Below are 19,670 nucleotides of genomic sequence, written 5' to 3'. Positions count from 1 at the left end.
TGCTTCATGCCTTTCGATCTCGCCGCCCGCCTGGCCCTGCGCCAGGCGGAGGACCTCTACCGCCGCCGTCCGCTGCTGGAATCGCCGCAGGGGCCGGAAGTGGTCATCGACGGCCAGCCGATGCTGGCCTTCTGTTCCAACGATTACCTGGGCCTGGCCAATCACCCCGAGGTGATTGCCGCCCTGCGTGCCGGCGCCGAGCGCTGGGGCGTCGGCGGCGGTGCCTCGCACCTGGTCAACGGCCACTGCGGCCCGCACCACGAGCTGGAGCTGGCGCTCGCCGAGTTCACCGGCCGCCCGCGCGCGCTGCTGTTCTCCACCGGCTATATGGCCAACCTCGGCACCGTCACCGCCCTCGTCGGTAAAGGCGACAGCGTGCTGGAGGACCGCCTCAACCACGCCTCGCTGCTGGACGCCGGCCTGCTTTCCGGTGCGCGCTTCTCGCGCTACCTGCACAACGACGCCGCCAGCCTCGCTTCCCGCCTTGATAAGGCTGAAGGCAACACGCTGGTGGTCACCGACGGCGTGTTCAGCATGGACGGCGACTTGGCCGACCTGCCCGCGCTCTGCGCCAGGGCCAGGGAGAAGGGCGCCTGGGTGATGGTCGACGACGCCCATGGTTTCGGCCCGCTGGGCGCGAACGGTGGCGGCATCGTCGAGCACTTCGGCCTGGGGATGGATGATGTGCCCGTGCTGGTCGGCACCCTCGGCAAGGCCTTCGGCACCGCTGGCGCCTTCGTTGCCGGCAGCGAGGAGCTGATCGAGACGCTGATCCAGTTCGCCCGCCCCTACATCTACACCACCAGCCAGCCGCCCGCGGTGGCCTGCGCCACGCTGAAAAGCCTGGAGCTGCTGCGCGCCGAGAGCTGGCGCCGCGATCACCTGAATGCGCTGATCGCGCGCTTCCGCGCCGGCGCCGAGGCCATCGGCCTGAGCCTGATGGACAGCCCGACGCCGATCCAGCCGATCCTCATCGGCGGCAGCGCCCAGGCCATGGCGTTGTCGGCGGAGCTGCGCCAGCGCGGCATCCTCGTCGGCGCGATCCGCCCGCCCACCGTGCCGGCCGGCACCGCGCGCCTGCGCGTGACCCTGTCCGCCTCGCACACCGAGGCGCAGGTTGACCGCCTGTTGCTGGCGCTCGCTGAAAGCTGGCAGCGCGTGTCGTCTAGCCTTCTGGCAGAGATCGATGCCGAGGAGGGCGATGATGCGTGACCAACTGATCCTGCTGCCGGGCTGGGGCCTGGGGAGTGCGCCGCTGGAGCCGCTGCGCGATGCGCTGCTGGAGCAGGCACCGCATTTGAATGTGCAGATCGAGCCGCTGCCGGCGGATACCGATCCCAATGCCTGGCTCGACGAACTGGACGACAACGTCGCTCACGACGCCTGGATCGCCGGATGGTCGCTGGGCGGCATGCTGGGTGCCGAACTGGCGGCGCGTCGGGGCGAGTCCTGTCGGGGGCTGGTGACCATCGCCAGCAACCTCTGCTTCCGCCGCCGCGAGGACTGGCCGGACGCGATGGCCAATGACGTCTTCGAGGATTTCTTCGAGGCCTTCCTGCTGGAGCCGCACCTGGTACGCAAGCGCTTCACGCTGCTGGTCAGCCAGGGCGCCCGTGACCCGCGCACCCTCGCACGCCAGCTGCAGGTGGCGCTGCCGCAATTGAACGCCGAAGGTCTGACCGCCGGCCTGCAACTGCTGGGGCAGCTCGATACCCGCGCCGCCCTTGGTCGCTATCCCGGCCCGCAACTGCACCTGTTCGCCGCCAACGATGCGCTGGTCCCTGCCAGCGCCGCCGATGCGCTGCTGGAGTGGCTGCCGGACGTCGAAGTCAGCCTGTTGCCCGGTGCCAGTCACGGCCTGCCGCTGGAGCAGCCCGACGAAGTGGCGAGCGCCATCCTGAAGTTCATCCACGAGGGCGACGATGCCTGATTGCAGTACCAGCGCGCTGCCCGACAAACGCCAGGTAGCCGCCTCCTTCTCCCGCGCCGCGTCGACTTACGACGCGGTGGCCGAACTGCAGCGCGCCGTCGGCGGTCGTCTGCTGGAGCTGCTGCCGGCGCAGGTCGCGCTGCAGCGCTGGATCGACCTGGGCAGCGGCACCGGTTATTTCACCCGCGCCCTGGCGGCGCGTTATCCACAGGCGCAGGGCCTGTCCGTCGATATCGCCGAAGGCATGCTGCGCCACGCCCGCGAGCAGGGCGGTGCGCAGCACTTCATCGGCGGCGATGCCGAACGGCTGCCGTTGCGCGATGGCGCCACTGACCTGCTGTTCTCCAGCCTGGCGATCCAGTGGTGCGGGGACTTGCCGGCGGTGCTGGACGAGGCGCGCCGCGTGCTGCGTCCTGGTGGCGTCGCGGCGTTCAGTAGCCTGTGCATCGGCACGCTGGGCGAGCTGCGGCAGAGCTGGGAAGCGGTGGACGGCTTCGTCCACGTGAATCGCTTCCGCGCCTTCGAGCAGTATCAGCAGCACTGCGCAGGCAGCGGCCTGCAAGTGCTGGAGCTGCGCACCGAGGACCGTGTCCTGCACTTCCCCGACCTGCGCAGCCTGACCCATGAACTCAAGGCGCTCGGCGCGCACAACCTCAATCCCGGCCGGCCAGACGGCCTCACCGGGCGCGAGCGGGTGCGTGCGCTGATCGCCGCCTACGAGCGCTTCCGCCAGCCCGAAGGGTTGCCGGCGACCTACCGGGTGGTCTACGCCGTCCTGCGCAAGCACTGACCGAGGAAACCATGTCCCACGCCTACTTCGTCACCGGCACCGACACCGAAATCGGCAAGACCACCATCGCCTCCGGCCTGCTGCATGCGGCGCGGCTGGCCGGGTTGTCCACGGCGGCTGCCAAGCCGGTGGCTTCCGGTTGCGAGCGCAGCCCCGAGGGCCTGCGCAATTCGGATGCGCTGGCGCTGCTGGGTGAATGCAGCGTGCCGCTGGCCTACGAACAGGTGAACCCCTTCGCCTTTGAGCCGGCCATTGCGCCGCACCTCGCTGCCCGCGAAATGGGCGTGAAGCTGACAGTGGAAGCGCTCAAGGGGCCGGTTCGTTCGGTGCTGGAGCTGGGCGCCGATTTCACCCTGGTGGAAGGCGCCGGGGGCTGGCGCGTGCCGCTGGCGGGGGAGGAGAACCTTTCCGACCTGGCCATCGCCCTGGAGTTGCCGGTGATCCTCGTCGTCGGCGTGCGCCTGGGTTGCATCAACCATGCGGTGCTCAGCGCCGAGGCGATCCAGCGCGACGGCCTGGTGCTGGCCGGCTGGGTGGCGAACATCGTCGACCCGCAGACCTCCCGTCTGGAAGAAAACCTCGCGACCCTCGCCGAACGCCTGCCCGCACCCTGCATCGGACGCGTGCCGCGCCTGGTCCACGCGACTCCGGCGGCAGTGGCCGCGCACCTGGACCTGGGCATCCTCGATTTGTAACCGGGCCTTGGCCTGGCGGACTCCGTCTGCTTGAATAGTGGCCACTTGCTGCTTTTTGCTGTGGAGGCGTGTCGATGGAAATCTCCGGTAATGCTTTCTCTGCGGGCCTGTACGGCGTGCAGAACGGCCAGCGCCGCGTCGACCGCGCCAGCACCGACATCGCTACCGCGGGCAGCGCGCCCAGCGAAGTGCTCAACGACCGTCTGGTGGACCTGCGCCGCGGCGAGCACGAGGTAAAGGCCAACGCCAAGGTCATCCAGGCTGCCGACGAAACGCTCGGCACCCTCATCGATATCCGCGCCTGACGCGACGCTTTCCCCACCCTGAATTCTTCCGCGCGGCCGGCTGTCCTTGTGACACGCCGGCCGCTCTGCCATGGGCTTTAATTAGCCTCAGGGCCTCGCTGCCAATACACCCCGCGGACAGCCCTGCGAGCGTGACCAGGCGGTCGGTTTGCACGCTTGACAAGGGTATGGCGTAAACGTATGTTTCAAACGCCTGTTTGACTGTCCGGATGCGCACGCGCACCGACTGGGCGGCCGGGAATGCTCCCGCACTGCGACCGCAGCAACCGGTCGCCCATTAACCAGAACCCTTCGTAGAGGTTTACCGCTATGCCTGATTACAAGGCCCCCTTGCGTGATATCCGTTTCGTTCGCGACGAGCTGCTGGGCTACGAAGCGCACTACCAGAACCTGCCGGGCGCCGAAGACGCCACCCCGGACATGGTCAATGCCATCCTCGAAGAGGGTGCGAAGTTCTGCGAACAGGTAATCGCTCCGCTGAACCGCACTGGCGACCTGGAAGGCTGCAAATGGAGCCCGGAAGGCGTCAAGACTCCGACCGGCTTCAAAGAGGCCTACCAGCAGTTCGTCGAAGGCGGCTGGCCGAGCCTGGCCCATGACGTCGAGCACGGCGGTCAGGGTCTGCCCGAATCCCTGGGTCTGGCCATCAGCGAAATGGTCGGCCAGGCCAACTGGTCCTGGGGCATGTACCCGGGCCTGTCCCACGGCGCCATGAACACCCTGCACGCCCACGGTACTCCGGAGCAGCAGCACGCCTACCTGACCAAGCTGGTTTCCGGCGAGTGGACCGGCACCATGTGCCTGACCGAGCCGCATTGCGGCACCGACCTGGGCATGCTGCGCACCAAGGCCGAGCCGCAGGCTGACGGCACCTACAAGATCACCGGCACCAAGATCTTCATCTCCGCTGGCGAACACGACATGGCCGACAACATCGTCCACATCGTGCTGGCCCGCCTGCCCGACGCCCCGCAGGGCACCAAGGGCATCTCGCTGTTCATCGTGCCGAAGTTCCTGCCCAACGCCGAAGGCAACGTGGGTGAGCGCAACGCCGTTTCCTGTGGCTCCATCGAGCACAAGATGGGCATCCACGGCAACGCCACCTGCGTGATGAACTTCGACGCCGCCACCGGCTTCCTGATCGGCCCGCCGAACAAGGGCCTGAACTGCATGTTCACCTTCATGAACACTGCTCGCCTGGGTACCGCGCTGCAAGGCCTGGCCCACGCCGAAATCGGTTTCCAGGGTGGCATCGCCTACGCTCGCGAGCGTCTGCAGATGCGTTCGCTGACCGGCCCGAAAGCTCCGGAAAAAGCCGCTGACCCGATCATCGTGCACCCGGACGTACGTCGCATGCTGCTGACTGCCAAGGCTTTCGCCGAAGGCAACCGCGCCATGCTGTACTTCGCTGCCAAGCAGGTCGACATCGTCCAGCGCAGCCAGGACGAAGAAGAGAAGAAAGCCGCTGACGCGATGCTGGCCTTCCTCACCCCGATCGCCAAGGCGTTCATGACCGAAGTGGGCTTCGAAGCCGCCAACCACGGCGTGCAGATCTATGGCGGCCACGGCTTCATCGCCGAGCACGGCATGGAACAGAACGTCCGCGACAGCCGTATCTCCATGCTGTACGAAGGCACCACTGGCGTTCAGGCGCTGGACCTGCTGGGCCGCAAGATCCTCATGACCCAGGGCGAAGCGCTCAAGGGCTTCACCAAGATCGTGCACAAGTTCTGCCAGGCCAACGAAGCCAACGAAGCCGTCAAGGAGTTCGTTGCACCGCTGGCTGCGCTGAACAAGGAGTGGGGCGACCTGACCATGAAGGTCGGCATGGCTGCCATGAAGGACCGCGAGGAAGTCGGCGCTGCATCGGTCGATTACCTGATGTTCTCCGGCTACGCCTGCCTGGCCTACTTCTGGGCCGACATGGCTCGCCTGGCTGCCGAGAAGCTGGCTGCCGGTACCAGCGAAGAGGCCTTCTACCAGGCCAAGCTGAAGACCGCGCGCTTCTACTTCCAGCGTATCCTGCCGCGCACCCGCGCGCACGTTGGCTCCATGCTGTCCGGCGCCAACAACCTGATGGACCTGGCCGAGGAAGATTTCGCCCTCGGTTACTGATCAGCGCCTTGGACGGACGGTTCGCCGTCCGTCTGCTGAACAGCAGGAAGCCCGCCGCAAGGCGGGCTTTTTCGTATCCGAATCCACACAAAACGCCGCAGAAAATGCCATCATTACGCCACTTGCCGATCGACTGACGGCAAGACCGGCACCCACTCTGCGGAACCCTTTGTGCGACCCACGGCCCCTTACCGGATCAGCCATTTCCTCACGCCCCTGTTGCTGATTCCGGCCGGCATCGCCGCCGGCTCCCTGGGCGAACTGTCTGACTTCTTCATCTCCCTGTTCAACGTCCTGCCGACCCTGCTGCTGCTGCTCGGCGGCGCGCTGTGCATGGTCTATGGCCGCCAGCGCCAGCTGTTCATGCTGACGGTGGTGTACATCGCCTATTTCCTGCTCGATACCCAGGTCGACTACTTCCAGGCGCACCGCGTGGTGATGCCGGACGCGGCGCTGGTGTTCCACCTGTGTTGCGTGCTGCTGCCGCTGCTCTACGGCCTTTACGGCATCTGGCAGGAGCGCATGCACATGCTGCAGGACCTGCTCGCCCGCAGCGCCGCGCTGGTCGCCGTGGCCGGGGTGGCGACAGCACTGGCCAAGCGCTTCCCGCAGGGGCTGGCAGAGCTGCTCAGCGACACCTACTGGCCGGCTTTGCATGGCCACTGGATGAGCCTGGCGCAGCTGTCCTACTTCGGTTTCCTGATGGCCTTCGTCGCCCTGGTCTCCGCCTACGTGCGCCAGCCGCGGCCGTTGCACGCCGCGCAACTGCTGGGCCTGCTCGGGCTGCTGTGGATGCTGCCCAAGGTGTTCATCCTGCCCCACGCGCTGACCGTGATGACCAGCCTGGTGATGCTCACCCTGGCCGGCGCGGTGGCCCACGAGGCGTACCAGATGGCCTTCCGCGACGAACTCACCGGCCTGCCCGGACGCCGCGCGCTGAACGAGCGCTTCCAGCGCCTGGGCCAGCAGTACGTGCTGGCGATGATCGACGTGGACCATTTCAAGAAATTCAACGATAGCCACGGCCACGACGTCGGCGACCAGGTGCTGCGCATGGTCGCCAGCCAGTTGCGTCGTACCGGTGGCGGCGGCAAGGCGTATCGCTATGGCGGCGAGGAATTCACCGTGGTGTTCGCCGGCAAGACTGTGGAGCAGTGCCTGCCTTACCTCGATGGCGTGCGCCAGGCCATCGAGGGTTACGCCATGCACCTGCGCGACCGTGGCAACCGCCCCAAGGACGACCGCCAGGGCCGCGGCAAGCGCGCCGGCAAGGAGGCGCAGACGGTCTCGGTGACCATCAGCGTCGGCGTCGCCGAGCGCGACGGCGAGCGGCGCAGCCCCGAGGAAGTCATCAAGGGCGCCGATGAGGCGATGTACTCGGCCAAGAGCGGCGGGCGCAACCGCGTGGCCGTGCACGGGCAGTCGCGTCGCGGAGCGGTGCGCACCGCCTGAGCGGCCTGCGTTATGACCGCGCATTCAGCGCGTGCAGCGTGATTGTCCGCATCGTGGCGGGCCGTTAGGTTCGAGTTTTCCGCGCCACGCTGGCGCCCTGAACCGAACGGAGATTCGCGATGCCCGAGTACAAGGCCCCCCTGCGCGACGTGCGCTTCCTCACCGACGAAGTCTTCGACTTCACCGGCCGCTACGAAGCCCTCGGCGCCACCGACGCCACCCCGGACATGTTCGCCGCCATCCTCGAGGAAGGCGCGAAGTTCTGCGAGCAGGTCATCGCCCCGCTGAACCGCTCCGGCGACGAGGAAGGCTGCCACTTCGACAACGGTGTGGTGACCACGCCCAAGGGCTTCAAGGAAGCCTTCGCGCAGTACGTCGAGGCCGGCTGGAACGGCGTTTCCAGCGACCCGGAATTCGGTGGCCAGGGTCTGCCGCCGTCTCTCGGCCTGCTGGTCAGCGAGATGATCGGCGCGTCCAACTGTTCCTGGGGCATGTACCCCGGCTTGACCAAGGGCGCCATGGCCGCCATCCACGCCCACGGCACGCAGGAGCAGAAGGACACTTACCTGCCGCGCATGACCAGCGCGGTCTGGACCGGCACCATGTGCCTCACCGAGCCGCACTGCGGCACGGACCTGGGCATCATCAAGACCCGCGCCGTGCCCAATGCGGACGGCAGCTACGCGATCACCGGCACCAAGATCTTCATCTCCGCCGGTGAACACGACATGAGCGAGAACATCATCCACCTGGTCCTGGCCAAGCTGCCCGATGCGCCGGCCGGCACCAAGGGCATCTCGCTGTTCATCGTGCCGAAGTTCAACCTCGATGCGAACGGCGAGGCTGGCGAGCGCAACGCCGTGGCCTGCGGCTCCATCGAGCACAAGATGGGCATCAAGGCGTCCGCCACCTGCGTGATGAACTTCGACGGCGCCCGCGGCTTCCTCATCGGCGAGGCCAACAAGGGCCTGGCCTGCATGTTCACCATGATGAACCACGCGCGCCTGGGCACCGGCATGCAGGGCCTCTGCCTCGGCGAGACCAGCTACCAGGGCGCCGTACGCTACGCCCAGGACCGCCTGCAGATGCGTTCGCTGACCGGCCCGAAGGCGCCGGAGAAGCCCGCCGACCCGATCATCGTCCACCCGGACGTGCGCCGCATGCTGCTGACCATGAAGGCGTTCAACGAAGGCAACCGCGCGCTGGCCTACTTCACCGCGCAACTGCTGGACATCGAGCACCTGTCCCAGGACGCCGAGGAGCGCGAACGCGCCGCCAGCCTGCTGGCCTTCCTCACCCCGATCTGCAAGGCCTTCATGACCGAGACCGGCCTGGAAGTCACCAACATCGGCATGCAGGTATTCGGTGGCCACGGGTTCATCCGCGAGTGGGGCATGGAGCAGCTGGTGCGTGACTGCCGCATCGCGCCGATCTACGAGGGCACCAACGGCATCCAGGCACTGGACCTGCTGGGCCGCAAGGTCCTCGGCAGCCAGGGCAAGTTGCTGATGGGCTTCACCAAGCTCGTCCATCAGCTCTGCCAGCAGCACGCGGAGCACCCGCAACTGAAGGCACAGGTTGCCCAGCTGTCGACGCTGAACAAGCAGTGGGGCGAGCTGACCCAGAAAGTCGGCATGGCCGCCATGAAGAACCCGGACGAAGTCGGCGCGGCCTCGGTCGACTACCTGATGTTCTCCGGCTACGTCACCCTCGGCTACTTCTGGCTGCGCATGGCGCTCGTCGCCCAGCAGAAGCTGGAGCAGGGCGCCAGCGAGGCGGCCTACTACCAGACCAAGCTGGCCACCGCCGAGTTCTACTTCAGCCGCCTGCTGCCGCGCGCGCAGGCTCACGTTGCAGCGGCGGAAGCCGGTTCCGAGGTGCTGATGCGCCTGTCGGCAGAGCAGTTCGCCCTGTAATCCGCGTGCCAGACAAGGAGGCCCGCTTCGCGCGGGCCTCCTCGTTTTTCGCTACATATTGTGACCAATATATAGTTGTGCGGTCACAACATGACGCTTAAAGTCTGAAAAGTTGTTGGAGTAAACTCCGGCGGCGTACCTTCGTGTACCTCCTATTCTGATACCGCTGGCTGCCTGATCAGCCGTCGTTTTCGTTCGAGGATCCATCATGGCTGACTACAAAGCTCCCCTGCGCGACATGCAATTCGTCCTCAATGAAGTCTTCGAGGTCGCCAACCTGTGGGCCGAACTGCCCGCCCTGGCCGAGACCGTCGATGCCGAGACCGCGTCCGCGATCCTCGAAGAGGCCGGCAAGGTCACCGGCGGCGTGATCGCCCCGCTGAACCGCAGCGGCGACGAAGAAGGCTGCAGCTGGAGCGCCGAGGGCGTGAAGACCCCGGCCGGCTTCCCCGAAGCCTACCGCACCTACGCCGAAGGCGGCTGGGTGGGCGTGGGCGGCGCGCCGGAATTCGGCGGCATGGGCATGCCCAAGGTGATCGGCGCCCAGGTCGAGGAAATGGTCAACTCGGCCAACCTGTCCTTCGGCCTGTACCCGATGCTGACCGCCGGCGCCTGCCTGTCGCTGCTCAACCACGCCAGCGAAGAATTGAAGGCCAAGTACCTGCCGAACATGTACGCCGGCACCTGGGCCGGTTCCATGTGCCTGACCGAGCCGCACGCCGGCACCGACCTGGGCATCATCCGCACCAAGGCCGAACCCCAGGCCGACGGCAGCTTCAAGATTTCCGGCACCAAGATCTTCATCACCGGCGGCGAGCACGACCTGACCGAGAACATCATCCACCTGGTCCTGGCCAAGCTGCCCGACGCGCCGGCTGGTTCCAAGGGCATCTCGCTGTTCCTGGTGCCGAAGGTGATGGTCAACGCCGACGGCTCCCTGGCCGAGCGCAATGCCGTGTCCTGTGGCTCCATCGAGCACAAGATGGGCATCAAGGGCTCCGCCACCTGCGTGATGAACTTCGACGGCGCCACCGGCTGGATCGTCGATGCGCCGAACAAGGGCCTGGCCGCCATGTTCACCATGATGAACTACGAGCGCCTGGGCGTTGGCATCCAGGGCCTGGCTACCGGCGAGCGCTCCTACCAGAGCGCCGTGGAATACGCCCGCGAGCGTATCCAGAGCCGCGCGCCGACCGGCCCGGTCGCCAAGGACAAGGCTGCCGACCCGATCATCGTCCACCCGGACGTGCGTCGCATGCTGCTGACCATGAAGGCGCTGAACGAAGGCGGTCGTGCCTTCTCCAGCTACGTCGCCATGCAACTGGACACCGCCAAGTACAGCGAAGAGCCGACCACCCGCAAGCGCGCCGAGGAACTGGTCGCCCTGCTGACCCCGGTGGCCAAGGCCTTCCTTACCGACATGGGCCTGGAAACCACCATCCACGGCCAGCAGATCTTCGGCGGCCACGGCTTCATCCGCGAGTGGGGCCAGGAGCAGCTGGTACGCGACTGCCGCATCACCCAGATCTACGAAGGCACCAACGGCATCCAGGCGCTGGACCTGATGGGCCGCAAGATCGTCGGCAGCGGCGGCGCCTACTGCAAGCTGTTCACCGACGAGATCCGTGCCTTCACCGCCTCGGCGTCCGCCGAGCTGGCCGAATTCACCGGCCCGCTGAACGCCGCCGTGCAGAACCTCGACGAGCTGACCGCCTGGGTCCTGGACCGCGCCAAGGGCAACCCGAACGAAATCGGCGCCGCCTCGGTCGAGTACCTGCACGCCTTCGGCTACACCGCCTACGCGTACATGTGGGCCCTGATGGCTCGCGCTTCGCTGGGCAAGGAAGGCCAGGACGAGTTCTACGCCAGCAAGCTCGGCACCGCGCGCTTCTACTTCGCCCGCCTGCTGCCGCGCATCCACTCGCTGAGTGCCTCGGTGAAGGCCGGCAGCGAGTCGCTGTACCTGCTGGACGCCGCGCAGTTCTAAGCGCTCGCTCTGAAAAGCCCCGCTCCGGCGGGGCTTTTTTATGGGGATATTTCCTTTCCGAAGGACGCTAGTACGAATCCGTGTAAGCCAAAGCTTACAAACAGCGGTGGTGATCGGCGTCTTTCTGATAAAGGCTTCCGGCGGTAACCTTCTCCTCAGTCAGGACATTGCGCAGGAAGCGCCAAAGACAACACGGAAATATAGGGATTCCACCATGGATGGTGGCCTGCATGGACGTCAGGATATCGGTCTGCAAAACCCCGCTTCGCAAGAAGCGGGGTTTTTTCTTGCCTGCGATTTGGATTGGCTTCCCGTAGGGCGAATAACGCGCCAGCGTTATCCGCCGCTGGTTGTCGGGACGGCGGATAACCTGTTCCAGGTTATGCGTCCTACGTAGAAACTCCGTGCGGGCGTGCGACCGCATGGGTATCGCTGCGCTCCACCCATCCTACACCCCGTGACGGAATAACCATCGAGCACAAACCTAGGCTGGTGTGGAGCGCAGCGATACCCATCAGCGATGTTGGGCGTCACACCGCCCCATCCAGCAACGAGCGCAGCAGCTCCACCGTCGGCTGCTGCCGTTGTGCATCGCGATACACCAGCCCCACGCTCAGTGGAATGCGCGGTTCGCTCAATGGCTTCCAGAGCAGGTCCTTGTGCGCATGCATCTGTCGCGCACGCCCCGGCAGCACGGTGGCGAAGCGGCTCTGCGGCAGGCTGTCGAGGATGCCGCCCATGTGGTTCAGCTCCGCCTGTACCCGTGGCCGCCGGCCGATGGCCGCCAGTTGTTCCTGCCAGATCTGCCGGGCACGGAATTCCTCGCCGAGCAGCAGCATCGGCAGTTCCGCGGCCTGGGCCAGCGAGACCTTCTTGAAGTCCTTCAGCGGATGCTCCGCCGGGATCACCAGTTGCAGCTCGTCCGGGTACAGCTCCACGCCGTGCAACGCCGGCTGGCGCGGCGGCAGGAAGCCGATGCCGATATCCAGCTGGCCGATCAGCAGGCGGCGCTCGATCTCCACTCCGGAGAGTTCGTAGATGCGCACCTGCACGTGCGGCTGCGCAGCGTGCAGGCGTTCCACCAGATGCGGTACCAGGCTCGCATTGACCGTCTGCAGTACGCCAATGGCCAGGCTGCGCGCACTCTGCCCACGGAAACCCCGCAGCGCCTCGCGGGCGCGCTCCAGGCCTTCCAGCAGCGGCACCGCATGGTTGTACAGCGTGTGTGCGGCGGCGGTCGGCAGCAGGCGCTTGCCGCTGCGCTGGAACAGCGCCACGTCGAGGTTCTGCTCCAGTTGGCGTATCTGCTGCGACAGTGCCGGCTGGGAAATCGCCAGGCGTTCGGCCGCGCGCCCGACATGGCCTTCCTCGTAGAGCGCGACGAAATAGCGGAGCTGGCGGAAATCCATAAGGTCTACTTATCAACGAAACTGGAAAATCGAAATGGATAGTCAGCTATCCAGGCCACTACTCTAGCGCTTGTCCGCTGTCTCAGATGGGTAGACAAAGGTGGAAAGCATCGTCATCCAGGGCGTTTTCATAGGAAAAGTCGAAGAAAGCTGGGGAGGTCTGCTCAGCGATATCGACAAGCTGGAAGCGCATCAGGAAGTCTGGCTCGGCGCCGAAGGATTGCCGGGGGACGCACGGCCCGACCTGCGCCGCGACGGCGGCCTGGACCGCGCATTGCACCACTACCCGGCCGAGCACTACCGCCACTGGCGCAAGCAGCACCCGCAGACGCGCTGGCGACAGCCGGCCTTCGGCGAAAACCTGTCGACCTTCGGCCTCAATGAGCAGGAGGCCTGCATCGGCGACCTGTTCCGCTGGGGCGAAGCGCTGATCGAAGTGAGCCAGCCGCGCTCGCCCAGCTACCGCCTGGCGCGTCGCTGGAATCTCCCCGAGCTGCCGCAGCAAGTGCAGGAGCAGGGGCGCTGCGGCTGGTTCTACCGGGTGCGCCGCTCCGGCATGGTCGCCCCCGACGCACCGCTGGAGCTGGTGCAGCGGCACTACCCGCAGCTCAGCGTGGCGAGCCTGCTGGACTGGTACTTCGGCCACCCGCTGGAACGTACCGGCCTGCGCCTGATGATGGCGTGCGACGCGCTCTCCCTGCGCTGGCGCAAGACTGCCGCGCAACGCCTCACCAGTGGCGTGCTGGAAGACTGGACGGCCCGCCTGGCGGGCCCCGAATGTTCGGAGCAGGGCGGCCTGCAAAGCTGAGCCGCGCTATTCCGCAAATGCCCTCGCGCCCGCCCCCGGACGTCGTCTTGGTCCTGCGGGGCGGCTTTTATCCTCGCCGCCGAGCCTGTCACAGGGCTCGGCGGCGTTGTCATGCCGACGTAACACCGCGTTCCTAACCTTCCGCCGATAGCTTCTACTGACAACCCGAGCCGTCAGAAAGACGGCCGCGCGGAAGGAACCATCTGATGAGCGAGCGTTTCCAGGATTTCCACGACCGACTGGCCGCCTTCGACGACCAGGCGATCAACCCCTCCGGCAACCTGCCGATGAGCGAGATCATCGACGCCTCGCGCCGCCGCCTGCTGAAGAACAGCCTGGTGCTGGGCGCCGTCGGCTTCCTCGGCGGCGGCCTGTTCCCCGGCCGCTCGCTGTTCGCCGCCGACGCCCCGGTGCCCACCGCGCTGCTGGGCTTCAAGGGCGTGCCGGTGCAACAGGACCCGAAATTCGACCGGGTGATCGTCGCCGAAGGCTACAGCGCGCGGCCGTTCTTCTCCTGGGGTGATGCCGTGGTGAGCGGCTCGCCGGCCTGGAAAGGCGACGCCAGCGAAGACTGGAAAGCCCAGGAACTGCAGGCCGGCGACAACCATGACGGCATGCACTACTTCCCCTTCCCCGATGCGCCGGACAACCACGGCCTGCTGGTCATCAACCACGAGTACATCAACCCGACGCTGCACCCCAAAGGCCAGACCTTCGAGGACCGCCCCGATGGTTCGCGCGGCCGCCCGGAAGGCGAGGTACGCAAGGAAATCGCCGCCCATGGCCTGAGCGTCATCGAGGTGAAGAAGGACGCCGGCGGTCAGTGGCAACGCGTCGAGGGCTCGAGCTACAACCGTCGCATCACCGGCAGCTCGCCGCTGGACCTGTCCGGCCCGCTGGCCGGCCACGACCTGCTGCGCACCGCCAGCGACCCCGCGGCGAAACAGGTGCTCGGCACCCTGAACAACTGCTCCATGGGCGTCACGCCCTGGGGCACCTACCTGGCCTGCGAAGAGAACTGGCACCAGTACTTCGTCAACCGCGACAAGGACGACTACGCCAAGCGCGTCTCGCACAAGCGCTACGGCCTGTCCAACGGCCAGTTCAGCAACTACTACGCCTGGGAAGCGGTGGATGCGCGCTTCGACGCCACGCCCAAGGCCGACCAGCCCCATGGCGGCCACGTCAACGAACCGAACCGCTTCGGCTGGGTGGTGGAGATCGACCCGTTCGACCCGACCTCCACGCCGAAGAAACGCACCGCCGTGGGCCGCTTCTGCCGCGAGTGCTCGACCCTCTCGCTGGGCGCCGACAACCGCATGGCGTTCTATTACGGCGACGACACCAAGGGCGAGTACATCTACAAGTTCGTCCCGGCCGGCCGATACGACGCGAACAACCGCGCGGCGAACGTCGACCTGCTCGATGAAGGCACCCTCTACGTCGCCCGCTTCAATGCCGATGGCAGCGGCCAGTGGCTGCCGCTGGTGCACGGGCAGAATGGCCTGAGCGCCGAGAACGGCTTCGCCAGCCAGGCCGAGGTGCTGGTCAACGCCCGCGCCGCCGCCGACAAGCTGGGCGCCACGCCGATGGACCGCCCCGAGTGGGTCGCCGTGCAGCAGACCACCCGCGAGGTCTACGTCAGCCTCACCAACAACGATGCCCGCGGCAAGAAGCAGCCGGTGGACGCCGCCAACCCGCGCAAGGAAAACCTCCACGGGCAGATCCTGCGCTGGAACGAGGCAGGCGGCGACCCGACCGCCACCAGCTTCCAATGGGAAATCTTCCTGCTGGCCGGCGAGCACAAGGGCTCCAGCGCGCCGGAGAACCTGATCGGTACCATCAACGGCGACATCTTCTCCTCGCCGGATGGCCTGTACTTCGACACCGCCGGGCGCCTGTGGATCGAAACCGACTACGACGATGACGTCCCGGCGATGCAGGCCATGGGCTGCAACCAGCTGCTCTGCGCCGACCCGCACAGCCGCGAAGTGCGGCGCTTCCTGGTCGGCCCGCGCGGCTGCGAGCTGACCGGCATCACCCAGACCCCGGACGGCAAGACACTGTGGGTGAACATCCAGCACCCGACGCTGAGCTTCCCGGCCAGCGACGGCAAGAGCATCCCGCGTTCCACGACGCTGGTGATCACCAAGGATGATGGCGGTGTGATCGGTACCTGATGGCAACTGAGGGGAGGCCTGGCACCAGGGCTTTCCCCTCACCCCAGCCCTCTCCCAGGGGGAGAGGGAGCCATCCGTGCCGGCTGACGGCGCTGTTTCATCGTGCGCCGATCAGTCCCCTCTCCCGCTTACGGGAGAGGGTTAGGGAGAGGGGCTCTTGGTCTTGTAGGAGCGGGCCATGCCCGCGAACCGGCCGGCAGGCCGGAATCTGCCCTGCGCCGGCCTGAAAGACAGCGCGGGGCTGGTCGCGGGCATGGGCCAGGCGCCCCGCCTTTCCTACAGGTCTGGCACCAAATTGATCTTCGCAGGACCGAGCTTGCTCGCGAACCCCGTCCCCACGTGGAAACTCAAAGCTCGACCTCACCCCCGGCCAGCGCGCACAGCTCGGTGAAGTCGACGATCTCCGTCTCCCGCCCATCCACCCGGATCAACCCGTGCTTCTGCAGGCGGGTGAAGCTGCGCGATACGGTCTCCACTGCCAGCCCCAGGTAATCGCCGATCTCGTTGCGCGACATGCTCAGGCGGAATCGCGTGGCGGAGAAGCCGCGCTCGCGGAAGTGCGCGGAAATGTTCAGCAGGAAGGCGGCGATGCGCGAGTCGGAGTTCAGCCGCGAGAGCAGCAGCTTCATCTGCTGATCCTCGCGAATCTTGCGGCTCATCATCAGCATGATCTGGTGCGACAGCCCCGGAATCTGCAGCGACAGCTCCTCCAGCTGGCTGAACGGAATCTCGCTGCACAGCGTGCTTTCCAGCGCCTGCGCGGACACCGGGTAGCTGCCTTCGCCCATCCCGGAGAAGCCGAAGATCTCGGTGGCGAAGTAGAAGCCGGTGATCTTCTCCAGCCCCTGTTCGTTGGTGGTGAAGGTCTTGATCGAACCGGAGCGCACCAGGTACACGCTGTGGAACGGGTCGCCCTGGCGGAATACGAAGTCCCCTTTGTGCAGCAGGTGCCCCGGCTTGATGATCGCCTCGAGCTCCATGACCTTGTCGTCGCTCAGGGTCGGCGGCGCCAGCCGGCAGTTCTTGCAGTACGGTTGCGGTTTGATCATCTGATTCATTCCTGTCCCCATGCGCCGCGCGCGAAGTGAAGCGGTCCTCGGGCGCATCGCCCCCACGTAAAACCATAGCAACTCAATGTGATCTGTCATCCGTCGGTTGGCCCGAAACGACGATGGCCAATGGTTTTTTCATACCGGCTTGACCCTTTCTTCACCGCGCCGCCCTCAGTCTCCACGACCATGCGCCAGGGGGTATCGGGGGAGACCGTCAACTCCGGGTGCAGCGACGTGACCGACGCGCGTCGATCCCGCTCACTTCCGGAGACAAACCTGTGAACAACAAACTGCCACAGATCACCCTGGCCTTCTGGGTGATGAAGATCTGCGCCACCACCCTGGGGGAAACCGCCGGCGACCTGCTGTCGATGACCCTCAATGTCGGCTATGCGATCAGTTCGCTGATCCTCATCAGCCTGTTCCTCGTCACCCTGGTCGGCCAGCTTGCCAGCAAGCGCTACGTGCCCTGGCTGTACTGGCTGGTGATCCTTTCCACCAGCACCGCCGGCACCACCATGTCGGACTTCATGGACCGCACGCTGGGCCTGGGCTACGCCACCGGTTCGGCGATCCTTATCAGCATCCTGGTGGCGATCTTCGCGGCCTGGCGCTTCAGCGGCACCTCGCTGTCGGTGGACAACATCCGCAGCTTCAAGGGCGAGATGTTCTACTGGATCGCCATTCTCTTCTCCAACACCCTGGGCACCGCGCTGGGCGACTTCCTCGCCGACGACTCCGGCCTGGGCTTCGCCGGCGGCGCGTTGCTGATCGGTAGCCTGATCGCCGTGGTGGTGGCGCTGCACTACTTCACCAGGTTGTCCTCGGTGCTGCTGTTCTGGGTGGCCTTCGTGCTGACCCGTCCGTTCGGCGCGACCCTGGGCGACGTGCTGACCAAGTCCCACGATAAGGGCGGTCTGGACTTCGGCACCATCGGCTCCTCGGCCATCCTCGCCGCCATCCTGGTGGCGCTGGTGGTGGTGGTCAGCGTGCGGCAGAAGCGCGAGGAGCAGGGCAGCGCTGCGGTGCTGTCTTCCTGATGATCTGAAACGCACCCCGTCCGCAAAAGTGCGACGGGCTAGCCTTGTGAAATTTGTTCTGTTATTTTTCATGAAAAATAACCAGAACAATTTCACGAGGTAGCGATGTTCCTGCGTTCGCCCGAACCGGTCGGCACCTACTACGCCGGCGCCAACCCCGAGCTGATCCAGCCCCGCGAAGCCCTTCGCGAGCCGCTGGAGTGCGAAGTCCTGGTGATCGGTGCCGGTTTCAGCGGCCTGCACACGGCGCTGCAACTGGTCGAAGGCGGCCGCCAGGTCTGCATGATCGAGGCCAGCCGCATCGCCTGGGCCGCCTCCGGACGCAACGGCGGGCAGGCATTGCCGGGCTGGTCCAGCGACCTGGGCCCCATCGAGGACGACCTCGGCCACGAAGGCGCGCTGCGTCTCTGGCAGGGCATGCTCTGGGCTGCCCACGAACTGCGCGACCTGCCGCAACGCCACGGCTTCGACTGCGACTACCGCATCGGCCACCTGTGGACCGCCGTGCTGCCGCGCCGGGTTGGTTCGCTCTACGACTGGCAGGCCGAAGCCAATCGCCGCTGGGGCTACGAAGGCCTGCAGTTCATTCCCCGTGAAGACCTGCCGCAGTGGATCGCCAGCGACCGCTACCAGGCCGGCCTGTATGACCCGAACTCCGCGCACCTCAACCCGCTGAAACTGGCCTACGGCCTGGCGGGCGCCATCGAGCGCGCCGGTGGCCGCATCTTCGAGCAGACCCGTGCGCTGAGCTTCCGCGAGAGCGGCAATGGCTACGAAGTGACCACCGAGCTTCCCAATGGCGAGCGGGGCAGCGTGCGCTGCGCCTCCCTGGTGCTGGCCTGCAACGCCTACATCGACGGGTTGGACCGCGACGTCTCCGAACGCATCCTGCCGGTGGGCACCTACCAGGTCGCCACCGCGCCGCTGGGCGAGGAACTGGCCCGCTCGCTGCTGCCGAAGAACTGCTGCGTCACCGACAACCAGTTCGTCCTCGACTACTTCCGCCTGACCCCCGATCATCGCCTGCTGTTTGGCGGCGGCTGCACCTACCTGGGCGGCATGCCTTCGGACATTCGCGCTGCCACGCGTCCCTATGTCGAGCGGGTGTTCCCGCAGCTCAAGGGTGTGGAGCTGGAATACGCCTGGGGTGGGCACATCGACTGCAGCATGCGGCGCACCCCGGACATCGGCCGGCGCGGCGACCTCTACTGGCTGCAGGGCTATTCCGGCCACGGCGTACTGCCGAGCCTGGCCGCGGCCCACGCCGTGAGCGAAGCCATGGGCGGCCGCAGCGACGAGCTTGACCTCTATCAACGCATCCGCAATCCCGGGTTCCCCGGCGGCCAGCGCTTCGCCGCGCCACTGGAAGCCGTCGGCAAGGCCTGGTATCGATTACGGGATTTCATCTGATCCGGACCCCTGACATGACCCAGACGGTTGCCAACGAACACCTTGCCACGCTGATCCGCGACCTGCGCAAGCACAAGAACCTCACCCTGGGCGAGCTGGCCGAGCAGATCGGCCGCTCGGTGGGCTTCCTGTCCCAGGTCGAGCGTGGCCTGTCGCAACCCACCGTCGCCGACCTCACTGCCATCAGCGAAGCCCTGGGCGTACCGACCACCTACTTCTACGCCGGCGACACCCGCCGCGAGCGCGACTGGGTGACCCGGCCAAACGACCGCCGCACCCTGTACTACGCCGGCGGCGTCACCGACATCCTCGCCTCGCCGAACATGTCCGGCGGCTTCTCCATGCTCGACAGCATCCTCGCCCCCGGCGCCACCAGCGGCGAAGGCCACCTGGACGACAGCTCGGAGCAGGGCGGTTTCGTCCTCGAAGGCGAGCTGACCCTCTGGTACGAGGACGACACCGTCACCCTCTACCCCAACGACAGTTTCCAGCTGCCGCCGCACAGCCAGTTCCGCTACGGCAACCTCACCGATAAACCAACCAGGGTGCTGTGGATCTTCACCTGATTTCCCAAGCCAGCC

The 19,670-nt window shown here is 66.2% G+C and carries 16 protein-coding genes; 14 read left to right on the top strand and 2 right to left on the bottom strand.

Annotation, left to right across the window (positions count from 1 at the left end):
* The first annotated feature begins 6 nt into the window (after positions 1 to 6).
* The 9 genes from bioF (at position 7) to IB273_RS26815 (ending at position 11,190) form a co-directional block, all read left to right on the top strand.
* On the top strand, positions 7 to 1,212 hold the full coding sequence (gene bioF, locus IB273_RS26855; RefSeq protein WP_192225443.1) for an 8-amino-7-oxononanoate synthase: 1,206 nt from the start codon (positions 7 to 9) through the stop codon (positions 1,210 to 1,212).
* Complete coding sequence (locus IB273_RS26850; protein WP_081519674.1) at positions 1,205 to 1,930, top strand: alpha/beta fold hydrolase; 726 nt, start codon at positions 1,205 to 1,207, stop codon at positions 1,928 to 1,930. The genes bioF and IB273_RS26850 overlap by 8 nt, the downstream gene beginning before the upstream one ends.
* Positions 1,923 to 2,720: a malonyl-ACP O-methyltransferase BioC gene (gene bioC / locus IB273_RS26845; RefSeq protein WP_192225442.1), complete on the top strand. Its 798-nt coding sequence runs from the start codon at positions 1,923 to 1,925 to the stop codon at positions 2,718 to 2,720. Before IB273_RS26850 ends, bioC begins: the two co-directional genes overlap by 8 nt.
* 11 nt (positions 2,721 to 2,731) lie before the next feature.
* Positions 2,732 to 3,415, top strand: a complete 684-nt coding sequence (gene bioD, locus IB273_RS26840; protein ID WP_192225441.1) for a dethiobiotin synthase — start codon at positions 2,732 to 2,734, stop codon at positions 3,413 to 3,415.
* 74 nt (positions 3,416 to 3,489) lie between these two features.
* A complete protein-coding gene (locus IB273_RS26835) occupies positions 3,490 to 3,720 on the top strand; it encodes a hypothetical protein (protein ID WP_081519677.1) in 231 nt (76 codons plus the stop codon).
* 309 nt (positions 3,721 to 4,029) lie between these two features.
* Positions 4,030 to 5,835, top strand: coding sequence for a phenylacyl-CoA dehydrogenase (locus tag IB273_RS26830; RefSeq protein WP_081519678.1), 1,806 nt, complete (start codon positions 4,030 to 4,032; stop codon positions 5,833 to 5,835).
* 171 nt (positions 5,836 to 6,006) lie between these two features.
* The gene (locus IB273_RS26825; RefSeq protein WP_192225440.1) at positions 6,007 to 7,287 is read left to right on the top strand and encodes a sensor domain-containing diguanylate cyclase; all 1,281 of its coding nucleotides are present in this window, start codon (positions 6,007 to 6,009) and stop codon (positions 7,285 to 7,287) included.
* Between the two features lie 119 nt (positions 7,288 to 7,406).
* Complete coding sequence (locus IB273_RS26820) at positions 7,407 to 9,203, top strand: acyl-CoA dehydrogenase C-terminal domain-containing protein (protein WP_192225439.1); 1,797 nt, start codon at positions 7,407 to 7,409, stop codon at positions 9,201 to 9,203.
* 208 nt (positions 9,204 to 9,411) lie between these two features.
* Complete coding sequence (locus IB273_RS26815; protein WP_081519681.1) at positions 9,412 to 11,190, top strand: acyl-CoA dehydrogenase C-terminal domain-containing protein; 1,779 nt, start codon at positions 9,412 to 9,414, stop codon at positions 11,188 to 11,190.
* A gap of 530 nt (positions 11,191 to 11,720) precedes the next feature.
* Here IB273_RS26815 and IB273_RS26810 read toward each other — a convergent pair.
* Positions 11,721 to 12,599 carry a LysR family transcriptional regulator gene (locus IB273_RS26810; protein ID WP_081519682.1) on the bottom strand — a complete coding sequence of 293 codons (879 nt, stop codon included), beginning with the start codon at positions 12,597 to 12,599 and terminating at the stop codon, positions 11,721 to 11,723.
* 100 nt (positions 12,600 to 12,699) lie between these two features.
* Between IB273_RS26810 and IB273_RS26805 the strand changes: the two genes are divergently transcribed.
* Together IB273_RS26805 and IB273_RS26800 are read left to right on the top strand one after the other, a co-directional pair.
* Positions 12,700 to 13,407 (top strand): MOSC domain-containing protein, encoded by a 708-nt coding sequence (locus tag IB273_RS26805; protein ID WP_192225438.1) that lies wholly within the window; start codon positions 12,700 to 12,702, stop codon positions 13,405 to 13,407.
* 206 nt (positions 13,408 to 13,613) lie between these two features.
* Complete coding sequence (locus IB273_RS26800; protein WP_192225437.1) at positions 13,614 to 15,587, top strand: PhoX family protein; 1,974 nt, start codon at positions 13,614 to 13,616, stop codon at positions 15,585 to 15,587.
* Between the two features lie 347 nt (positions 15,588 to 15,934).
* Here IB273_RS26800 and fnr read toward each other — a convergent pair whose 3' ends face one another.
* Positions 15,935 to 16,636 carry a fumarate/nitrate reduction transcriptional regulator Fnr gene (gene fnr / locus IB273_RS26795; RefSeq protein ID WP_139791708.1) on the bottom strand — a complete coding sequence of 234 codons (702 nt, stop codon included), beginning with the start codon at positions 16,634 to 16,636 and terminating at the stop codon, positions 15,935 to 15,937.
* 323 nt (positions 16,637 to 16,959) lie between these two features.
* On the opposite strand from fnr, the gene IB273_RS26790 reads away from it, so the two are divergent.
* From IB273_RS26790 to IB273_RS26780, 3 genes are all read left to right on the top strand, one after another.
* On the top strand, positions 16,960 to 17,679 hold the full coding sequence (locus IB273_RS26790; RefSeq protein ID WP_192225734.1) for a hypothetical protein: 720 nt from the start codon (positions 16,960 to 16,962) through the stop codon (positions 17,677 to 17,679).
* Between the two features lie 105 nt (positions 17,680 to 17,784).
* On the top strand, positions 17,785 to 19,089 hold the full coding sequence (locus IB273_RS26785; protein WP_192225436.1) for an NAD(P)/FAD-dependent oxidoreductase: 1,305 nt from the start codon (positions 17,785 to 17,787) through the stop codon (positions 19,087 to 19,089).
* A 14-nt stretch (positions 19,090 to 19,103) separates the two neighbouring features.
* A complete protein-coding gene (locus IB273_RS26780) occupies positions 19,104 to 19,655 on the top strand; it encodes a helix-turn-helix domain-containing protein (protein WP_081520812.1) in 552 nt (183 codons plus the stop codon).
* Positions 19,656 to 19,670: the final 15 nt, after the last annotated feature.

Origin of the sequence: Pseudomonas sp. PDM19 (assembly GCF_014852215.1) — a bacterium.
Classification (GTDB): domain Bacteria; phylum Pseudomonadota; class Gammaproteobacteria; order Pseudomonadales; family Pseudomonadaceae; genus Pseudomonas.
This window is presented reverse-complemented; position numbering and strand designations above follow the sequence as displayed.

What these genes read in the sequence shown, in the direction of transcription:
- IB273_RS26790 (WP_192225734.1), top strand. Translation starts at nt 16,960, where the DNA reads ATGAAGATCTGCGCCACCACCCTGGGGGAAACCGCCGGCGACCTGCTG.
- bioF (WP_192225443.1), top strand. Translation starts at nt 7, where the DNA reads ATGCCTTTCGATCTCGCCGCCCGCCTGGCCCTGCGCCAGGCGGAGGAC.
- IB273_RS26815 (WP_081519681.1), top strand. Translation starts at nt 9,412, where the DNA reads ATGGCTGACTACAAAGCTCCCCTGCGCGACATGCAATTCGTCCTCAAT.
- bioD (WP_192225441.1), top strand. Translation starts at nt 2,732, where the DNA reads ATGTCCCACGCCTACTTCGTCACCGGCACCGACACCGAAATCGGCAAG.
- fnr (WP_139791708.1), bottom strand. Translation starts at nt 16,636, where the DNA reads ATGATCAAACCGCAACCGTACTGCAAGAACTGCCGGCTGGCGCCGCCG.
- IB273_RS26820 (WP_192225439.1), top strand. Translation starts at nt 7,407, where the DNA reads ATGCCCGAGTACAAGGCCCCCCTGCGCGACGTGCGCTTCCTCACCGAC.
- bioC (WP_192225442.1), top strand. Translation starts at nt 1,923, where the DNA reads ATGCCTGATTGCAGTACCAGCGCGCTGCCCGACAAACGCCAGGTAGCC.
- IB273_RS26850 (WP_081519674.1), top strand. Translation starts at nt 1,205, where the DNA reads ATGCGTGACCAACTGATCCTGCTGCCGGGCTGGGGCCTGGGGAGTGCG.
- IB273_RS26785 (WP_192225436.1), top strand. Translation starts at nt 17,785, where the DNA reads ATGTTCCTGCGTTCGCCCGAACCGGTCGGCACCTACTACGCCGGCGCC.
- IB273_RS26830 (WP_081519678.1), top strand. Translation starts at nt 4,030, where the DNA reads ATGCCTGATTACAAGGCCCCCTTGCGTGATATCCGTTTCGTTCGCGAC.
- IB273_RS26800 (WP_192225437.1), top strand. Translation starts at nt 13,614, where the DNA reads ATGAGCGAGCGTTTCCAGGATTTCCACGACCGACTGGCCGCCTTCGAC.
- IB273_RS26780 (WP_081520812.1), top strand. Translation starts at nt 19,104, where the DNA reads ATGACCCAGACGGTTGCCAACGAACACCTTGCCACGCTGATCCGCGAC.
- IB273_RS26835 (WP_081519677.1), top strand. Translation starts at nt 3,490, where the DNA reads ATGGAAATCTCCGGTAATGCTTTCTCTGCGGGCCTGTACGGCGTGCAG.
- IB273_RS26810 (WP_081519682.1), bottom strand. Translation starts at nt 12,599, where the DNA reads ATGGATTTCCGCCAGCTCCGCTATTTCGTCGCGCTCTACGAGGAAGGC.